General features: G+C 64.8%; 6 protein-coding genes and 1 pseudogene. 5 read left to right on the forward strand and 2 right to left on the reverse strand.

All coding sequences use genetic code 11. From position 1 onward, the window contains the following. Window positions 1-655 (forward strand): tetratricopeptide repeat protein (locus tag ACIGXM_RS36990; RefSeq protein ID WP_396568518.1); only part of this gene is annotated, 655 nt, incomplete at its 5' end. 561 nt (window positions 656-1216) lie between these two features. Here ACIGXM_RS36990 and ACIGXM_RS36995 read toward each other — a convergent pair. Then, entirely contained in the window at window positions 1217-2305 is a 1089-nt protein-coding gene (locus tag ACIGXM_RS36995; RefSeq protein ID WP_396568519.1) for an integrase core domain-containing protein, read from the reverse strand. 179 nt (window positions 2306-2484) lie between these two features. Between ACIGXM_RS36995 and ACIGXM_RS37000 the strand changes: the two genes are divergently transcribed. The 4 genes from ACIGXM_RS37000 to ACIGXM_RS37015 are packed head-to-tail and all read left to right on the forward strand — an operon-like array spanning window position 2485 to window position 4445. Further along, the gene (locus ACIGXM_RS37000) at window positions 2485-3327 is read left to right on the forward strand and encodes a hypothetical protein (RefSeq protein WP_396568520.1); all 843 of its coding nucleotides are present in this window, start codon (window positions 2485-2487) and stop codon (window positions 3325-3327) included. Next, entirely contained in the window at window positions 3324-3731 is a 408-nt protein-coding gene (locus ACIGXM_RS37005; protein ID WP_396568521.1) for a hypothetical protein, read from the forward strand. The genes ACIGXM_RS37000 and ACIGXM_RS37005 overlap by 4 nt, the downstream gene beginning before the upstream one ends. Before the next feature lie 19 nt (window positions 3732-3750). Beyond that, window positions 3751-4032, forward strand: a complete 282-nt coding sequence (locus tag ACIGXM_RS37010) for a PQQ-binding-like beta-propeller repeat protein (RefSeq protein ID WP_396568522.1) — start codon at window positions 3751-3753, stop codon at window positions 4030-4032. A gap of 17 nt (window positions 4033-4049) precedes the next feature. Continuing rightward, window positions 4050-4445, forward strand: coding sequence for a contact-dependent growth inhibition system immunity protein (locus ACIGXM_RS37015; RefSeq protein WP_396568523.1), 396 nt, complete (start codon window positions 4050-4052; stop codon window positions 4443-4445). Between the two features lie 43 nt (window positions 4446-4488). Here ACIGXM_RS37015 and ACIGXM_RS37020 read toward each other — a convergent pair. After that, window positions 4489-4656, reverse strand: a pseudogene (locus ACIGXM_RS37020) (IS5/IS1182 family transposase); the annotation flags it as partial. Window positions 4657-4749: the final 93 nt, after the last annotated feature.

Here is a 4749-nt window from a genome sequence, read left to right on the forward strand (position 1 = left end):
CAACCTCGCCTACGCCTACGAGTCGGAGAGGGACCTGGAGCGTGCCATCCCGCTGTACGAGCAGACCCTGAAGGATCGGGTGCGGGTGCTGGGCGAAGACGACCCCGACACCCTGACCTCCCGCAACAACCTCGCCTACGCCTACCAGGCGGCGAGGGACCTGGACCGTGCCATCCCGCTGTACGAGCAGACCCTGAAGGATCGGGTGCGGGTGCTGGGCGAGGACCACCCCTCCACCCTGATCTCCCGCAACGACCTCGCCTACGCCTACGAGTCGGTGGGGGACCCGGACCGTGCCATCTCCCTGTACGAGCAGATCATCAAGGATCGGGTGCGGGTGCTGGGCGAGGACCACCGGCTGACGCGGGCGGTCCGCAAGCTCGCGGCTGCGGTCGTCAACCGCAATGCCAGCACCGAAGATGAAGACGAAGACGAAACGGAGTTTCTGGACTCCGATCCGAGGTTCCGGATCCCGATCGATGATCTCGGCCTGCCGGCCCGCATTGAGGCCGTCCTCAAGTCCCGTGGCACCAGATGTGTCGGCGACTTGCTCAGGTACAGCGAATACGACCTGCGCTGGTTGCTGGACAAGGCGAAGGCGAAGGCGGTCAAGACTACCCTCCTTTTTGAGATGGGGCTCTTCCTGCCTATCTGACGACTCGCAGCCCGAGCGGTCCGCTCCGTGCAGGCGGAGGTTGGTCGTGGCTCCGGGACCACGGCTACCGGGCGTGGGAGTCAGCTCCGCGTAGGCGGAGTGGCTTTGGAAGCCGTTGCTGTACCGATCTTGAAGCGTGGCAGTCGAATGAGGGTTCATTGAGGTGCGCGCTGCCGGGTACGGGACGGGCTACGCCGACGGCTCAGCTTGCGGTGCGCCCGAATCGGAGCTCATTGATGTCGACTGTCGTCAGCGCCATGCTCCGCGGCACACGGTGCCTGCCGCGGCGGCCGGCCGCTTGCGCACCTCGCGTGGTGTGCGAGGCCGCCGGCTCGGCCCGTAACAGCAGCCAGAGTGGAACGTGACACCCGCATTCAGCAGGGCGGTCAACGTCCGCCACCCAGCGGTGTCGCTCCGGTTCGGTACAGCGAGATCCTGGCCCGCGTCCATCAGCTCTTCACCCCAGCGCGGGCATCAGCTCGCCCACGTGCCACGCTCCGCTGAACCTGTGCCGCTCGGAAATACGATTCTGGTCGTGTGAGCTGCGGTGATGTCGGTTGGTCAGGCTGCTTGGTGGTACTCGTTGATCAGGCCTCCGAGGATGGATTTTCGTCGGATGCGGTGGGCTTGGAGGTCGTCGGCGGGGTGCGGTGGGGGAGTGTGCCCGCTGTTCGGTGGGAGCTGTTGCCGGGCCTGGTGGGGGCGGTGTTCGTTGTAGTGCCGGATGTACTGGGTGAGGACGGTGTGGGCGTGGGCTTGGTTGATGATGAGGACTCGGTCGAGGACTTCGCGGCGTAGAGTTCCGACGCCCCGTTCGCAGATGGCGTTTGCTCGCGGGGCCCGGGGCGGGGTGAGCAGGATTTCGATGGCGTCTGCTTCGAAGACGGCGTCGAAGGTGTCGGTGTATTTGCGGTCGCAGTCGCGGATGAGGAATCGCAGTGAGTCCATGCGCTGGTCCAGCGACATGGCGAGATTCCTTGCCTGCTGGGTGGTCCACTGGGCGGTGGGGCGGGCGGTGATGCCGGCGAGGTGGAGGCGTCGGGTGTCGTGTTCGATGAAGATGAGCGCGTAGAGGCGCTTGAGGGTGATGGCGCAGTCCACGTGCAGGAAGTCGGCGGCGATGATGGTGTGGGCCTGGGCGTTGAGGAACTGGCGCCAGGTCGGGCCGGAGCGCTGGGGTGCGGGGTCGATGCCGGCGGCGTGCAGGATCTCCCACACTGTGGACGGGGCGATGCAGTAGCCCAGTCGGGCGAGTTCGCCTTGCATTCGCCGGTGGCCCCAGGTGCTGTTTTCCCGGGCCAGACGGATGATCAACTGCCGGACGGTGGCTGCGGTTGCAGGCCGGCCCGGTCGGCGACCCGCGGTATAGGTCCACTTGCGGGCGATGAGCCGCCGGTGCCAGGCCAGCAGCGTCGTCGGAGTGACGGCGAAGACCTGGCGCCAGCGGTCACGCGGGATCAGCCGGGACAGTGCGGCGAGCCAGATGCGGTCAGCGGGTTCGTAGCGGACTCGGGCGATCTGACGGCGTAGTACTGCATTCTCGTGCCGCAACGCCAGTACCTCCGCATCCTTGGCTGCGCGGCTGCGCAAGACGGCGGCGGGTGTGGTGATCAGGTTCCGGAGCAGTTCGGCGAGGATGGGGAACGGCACAGATCGATCGTCCCAGATGCTATGCGGAGTGTTGCCGGGATCGGAGAATCTGCAGCTCAGGACCAGAATCGTGTTTTCGAGCGGGACACCGTGCCGACGCTCTAGGCGACTTCGCAAGGCTGGCGGACTCGGTCCGGAGCAAAACGACTGCCCTGCAGGCGGCCAAAGAGCGCCGTGCCTTGATCGACGACATGAGGGTTCGGGAACTCACCGAGGAGCTTGCCGAGCTCGACCGCAAGAAAGGCGACGTCAAGTTTAAACTAGGAAACGTGGATACTCGCCGGGGGACCGTCCAGTACGACCGTGACCAAAAACGCGAGGAGAAAAGGAACGCCGAGCGCAACGCCAATATCTCGAGAGATCTTGCCGTTAGGCGCGATGTTGGGCTCGATCTCCTGAGCCTGGCGAAGACGGTGCAGAACCAGCTTGAAGGACCGTACGTCCAGCAGGTATCGAACCGGCTCGACCGCATGTTCAAGGACATCATTGGCGCCGACAACAGCGATACCACAGGCGTCATCACCTCGACGTCGATCACTAGCAGTTTTGACATTGCCGTTTCGAGCCAGCACGGCAACAGCCTTGACCCTGACTTCGAGGTAAACGGGGCTTCCCAGCGGGCGCTGACTCTCGCATTCGTATGGTCACTCATGGAAGTCGCTGGCACCGTCGCGCCGCGTTTCATCGACACCCCGCTAGGAATGGTCTCAGGCACGACCAAGGAGCGCATGGTCGAAGCTGTCACACGCCCTCCTGCGTCCGACGAAACGCCATACCAAGTAGTGCTGCTATTGACGCGATCCGAGATCGCCGGCGTGGAAGACGTCCTGGACGAGAGGGCTGGCGCATTCAGTACTCTGTCATGTAGCCAGCATCAGCCACTCGATCTCGTGTACAAGTGGGCCGAGGGTGAGCCGTATTCCCGCAACTGTGGCTGCAGCCACCGAGAGCAGTGCAAGATCTGCGCTCGGCGCCACGATAACGATCTTGGCTTGCGGTTCAGAGAGGAACCCGTGGCGTGAGCGGTATGAGCCCATACGCGTCTGTCGAGCTGACCATGCCGGCAGACCTGCATCCGAAGATCACCCAGTTTTTCGGGCCGGGCAAGCCGATGGGACGAATGATCGACGCATGGTGGCTTGGTCTGTGTATCGGTGTCAAGCACGGCGAGCAGCGTAAGCGTTCGGACGAAGTACGAAAGTTCGCAGATGGCACCATCTTCGCGAGCGACGATTGGCGCCTCGTTCACCTTGAATTGCTCGCGGTGGCCGAAAAGGGCGAGGTAATCCTTGCGCAGCCGCGAGAGGTCATCAGGCTCGCTTCCAGCTATGCTGACTACGGTCTTGAATGGGTGGCGGAGCGCTGCTTGGGCGCTAACGAACCCATCTTGGCACTGCTAAGCGCGATCGAAGTGCCTCCCGCCTGAGAACGATCGGCCGCGGAGGGTGCAGCAGCGGTTAGCTGTCCGCGCCTTTACCTGGGTAGCCGGGGCACGGCAATGTGACCCGGCTACCAGACGTACAGCGTCGAACTGGCCGACGACCTGGCCCCACTGGCGGCGGGCGCTGGGCAGCGCTGTCTCCGATCCGGCCATCGCTGACGGCGTCGTCTACGTGACCACGGAGAAGGGCGCGGTCCTGGCCTTCGACGCCCTGACGGTCGCAAGCCTTCCTCCGGAGCCGTCGCAGCCGACCCTGACGGCCTCTCAGACCGCGTTTGAGATCTGACATGGGACGATCGGTCGGTGACTCGACTCGTGAACCGTGACCGTTCCCTTGAGGAGCTTGAGCGTGACCGCTGGTCGGCCTCGTCGGGCGGCGAAACCCGGTTGATGGCGACCGTGCGCGAGCTTCGGCGCAAGCCGATCGAGGGCCTGACGGTCGAGGACATGCGGTTGCTCATCAGGCAAGACGTGGGTCTTGCCTATCTCCTGCCCCTGGCGGTGGAGGTCCTCAGGGTCGACCCACTGGCAGAAGGCGACATGTACGAGGGCGATCTGCTGGCCGCCGTGCTGACCAGGAGTGCGGAGGTCTGGAGGCAGTTCCCCGAACTCGGACGGGATGTCCGCCTAATCGTCTCGGAGTTGGGTGACGTGGTGCCTGTCTTGAAACGCGAGGTTGAGGGGTTCTTGGCTCTGTAGCTCGCTGACAGCAGCTGCCGCCGGCGAGCGGCCGGCGGGCTGGTTACGAGGATTGCCGCACGAGCGGTCGTGGGCCGGGGCGCGTCGCGGCGCCGCCTCGGGTGAGTCGGCGGACCATGACGCCGATCATTGCCCAGCGAATCATCGTCTCGGAGTGGGCCGGGCTGGTCTCGTAGTCCCGGGCGAGGCGTCGGTGGGCGGTGAGCCACGAGGTTGGGTCGGCCGCGCGGCGAGGTGCCTGCCCGTGGCAGGTCCTTTTCCGCGCGGCCTCCCGCCGAACCGGACATGACGGTTTCCCTGTCAT

Source organism: Kitasatospora sp. NPDC052896, assembly GCF_044547075.1.
Taxonomy (GTDB): domain Bacteria; phylum Actinomycetota; class Actinomycetes; order Streptomycetales; family Streptomycetaceae; genus Kitasatospora.